2 protein-coding genes are annotated in these 2,805 nt (G+C 75.2%); one reads left to right on the top strand and one right to left on the bottom strand.

Features of this window, described 5'->3' with window-relative positions; translation table 11 throughout:
- Positions 1–389: 389 nt before the first annotated feature.
- The gene (locus tag GL263_RS24640; RefSeq protein ID WP_182857948.1) at positions 390–1,346 is read right to left on the bottom strand and encodes a 2-hydroxyacid dehydrogenase; all 957 of its coding nucleotides are present in this window, start codon (positions 1,344–1,346) and stop codon (positions 390–392) included.
- Between the two features lie 115 nt (positions 1,347–1,461).
- Here GL263_RS24640 and GL263_RS24635 point away from each other — a divergent pair, with 115 nt between their 5' ends.
- Positions 1,462–2,520, top strand: a complete 1,059-nt coding sequence (locus GL263_RS24635; protein ID WP_182857947.1) for an aldo/keto reductase — start codon at positions 1,462–1,464, stop codon at positions 2,518–2,520.
- Positions 2,521–2,805 lie beyond the last annotated feature (285 nt).

Here is a 2,805-nt window from a genome sequence, read left to right as displayed (position 1 = left end):
GTCCGTGGGCGCCGTGCGCGCTCATCGCGCCGGCTCCCGCCGGGCGAGCCGCACACGCCCTACACTCAGCGTGAGTTCGGCGTCCGTCATCCGATAGTTCGTCCATTGGCCGCGCATTCGCCCGTCGCCCCCCTGGGTGTCCTGTTATCGCCCCGTCCGGACCATACACCAATCGGTCACTCAGCGACATAGCGCCTCTACAGAGCGTGACTTTCCAGGGGTATTCTGCTACGCATCGCGCACATTCGCGTTCGAAGCGTGGTATAGGGGGCGCGCCGGAACACCAGGCGCCCCAACGCGCGCCGGGCGGCGCCCCCTCCGGCGCGCGGACGGGACGGGCGCCGTGCGGTGCCCGCCCCGCGTCCGGCAGCGCGTCGGCGGCGTTCCGCTCACCCCTCCGAGGGCCGCTCGCCGCTGACCGCCACCACGTTCCGTAGCGGCTCCCCGGCGGCGAACCGCCGCAGCTGGTCCGCCAGCAACCGCTTCGCACGCGGCAGGAACGCCGAACTGGGGCCGCCGACGTGCGGGGTGACGATCACTCCGGGCGCCCGCCACAGCGGGTGCCCGGGCGGCAGCGGCTCGGGGTCCGTCACGTCCAGCGCCGCCAGCAGCCGGCCGGCGCCGGTCTCGGCGAGCAGCGCCTTGGTGTCCACCACTCCGCCCCGGGCGACGTTCACCAGCAGCGCGCCGTCCCGCATCCGGGCCAGGAAGCCGGCGTCGACCAGCCCCCGGGTCTGCTCGGTGAGCGGTACGGTCAGCACGACGACGTCGGCGTGCGGAAGCAGCTCCGGCAGTTCGGACAGCGCACGCACCTCTCCGCGCGCGACCCGCCGGGGGCGGCGGGCCACCCGGTCCACCCGGGCGACCTCGAACGGGACCAGCCGTTCCTCGATCGCGGCGCCGATCGCCCCGTAGCCGACGATCAGCACGTTGCGGTCCGCGAGCGCGGGCCGGATCACCGGGCGCCAGCGCCCCTCCGACTGGTCGGCGAGGAAGCCCGGCAGGCCGCGCAGCGACGCCAGGATCAGGGTCAGCGCCAGCTCGGCGGTGGACGTCTCGTGCACTCCCCTGGCGTTGCACAGCCGCACCCCCGGCCGCATCCCGTCCAGCGCGGGCGCGACGTGGTCCACACCGGCGGTCAGCGTCTGGACGACCCGCACGGCCGGCATGTGCGGCAGCGGTTCCACCGCGACCACCGGGCCCTTCATGTACGGAACCGTGTAGAGCACGCAGTCCGCCGGATCGGCCGGGAACTCGCCGCCCTCCCAGAAGCGGTAGTCGAACGCGTCCGGCAGACCGTCGATCTCGTGCGCGGGTATCGGGAGCCACACCTCGGAAGAAGCCATGCGCTCAGCGTAGGACGATCCCGCGGGGCCTCCACCGCCCCGGCGGCCCCCCGACGGACCGTCACGGAGGACCGACTAGGGTCTGTCGCGGTGGGGCAGGAGGGAGCACGTCCAGGTGGAGCGCAGGACAATCGGTGCGGGGGCGCTCGAGGTGGCGGCGATCGGACTGGGCTGCATGCCGATGAGTTGGGGATACAGCGCTTCGCAGCAGCGCGGCGAAACGTCCCTGCGGGCACTGCACGCCGCCCTTGACGCCGGCGCCGCCCTCGCCGGAGCCCGCCCCTCCCCCGCCGGAGTCCCGCCGACCCTGCTGGACACCGCCGACATGTACGGGCCCTTCACCAACGAACTGCTCGTCGGCCGCGTGCTCAGGCAGCGGCGGGCGGACGCCTTCGTCTCCACGAAGGTGGGCCTGCTCGTCGGCGACGGGCACGTGGTGGCCAACGGCCGCCCCGGCTACGTGCGACGGGCCTGCGACGCCTCGCTGCGCCGGCTCCAGACCGACGTCATCGACCTGTACCAACTGCACCGCGCCGACCCCGAGGTCCCCGTCGAGGAGACCTGGGGCGCGATGGCCGACCTCGTCCGGGCCGGCAAGGTCCGGGCGCTGGGGTTGTGCGCCGTCGGCGCGCGCGGCGGCCGACGCCCCGCCCGCGGCGGTCTCCACGACGCGACGTTGGCGCAACTGCGCCGCGTCCAGCAGGTGTTCCCGGTCAGCGCCGTGCAGGCCGAGCTGTCCGTGTGGTCGCGCCAGGCGCTGGACGGTCTGCTGCCCTGGTGCGCCTCACGCGGGGTGGGGCTGCTCGCGGCGATGCCGCTCGGCAACGGCTTCCTCAGCGGCCGGCTCACCCCCGGCAGCGGCTTCGAACCGGACGACGTGCGGGCCCGGCACCCGCGTTTCACCGCCGAGATGATGGCCGCGAACCAGCCCATCGTCGCCGGACTGCGGCGCGTGGCCGCGCGGCACGGCGAGCCGACCGGGCCGGAGGCGGTGACACCGGCGCAGGTGGCGCTCGCCTGGCTGCTCGCGCGCAGCCCGCGGGTGATCCCCGTGCCGGGCACCAAGCAGGCCGGCTGGGCGACGGAGAACGCGGGCGCCGCCCGGCTGCGGCTCACACCGGCGGACCTGGCGGAGATCGACGCGCTGCCGCCCGCCCAGGACTCCTGGGTGTGAGCCGCCGCCCGGAGACGCTCGCCCGCCGCCCCGAGACGCTCCACGGGCCGCCCGCCGCCCCTCGTGCCGGCCGCGCGGGGAACACCGGGCGCCGCCCGATCGTCCTGTGTGTGTGATGTGCTGGCCGGGGTAACTCCGACGAGAGGAACACCGTGCGACGCTCAGGTCCGACGGCCCTGCCCGGGGTCGCGCTGACGGCCGCCGCGCTGCTGCTGACCGCGGCCTGCGCCGGCGGTCCGGCCACCGGCAACGGCGCGACCGACGACCCCACGCCCACCACCACCG

The sequence above is a fragment of the Streptomyces durbertensis genome (assembly GCF_014156695.1).
Lineage (GTDB): Bacteria > Actinomycetota > Actinomycetes > Streptomycetales > Streptomycetaceae > Streptomyces > Streptomyces durbertensis.
This window is presented reverse-complemented; position numbering and strand designations above follow the sequence as displayed.

Bases quoted from the DNA above. Each gene is read 5' to 3' on its own strand.
- GL263_RS24640 (WP_182857948.1), bottom strand. From the start codon at position 1,346: ATGGCTTCTTCCGAGGTGTGGCTCCCGATACCCGCGCACGAGATCGAC.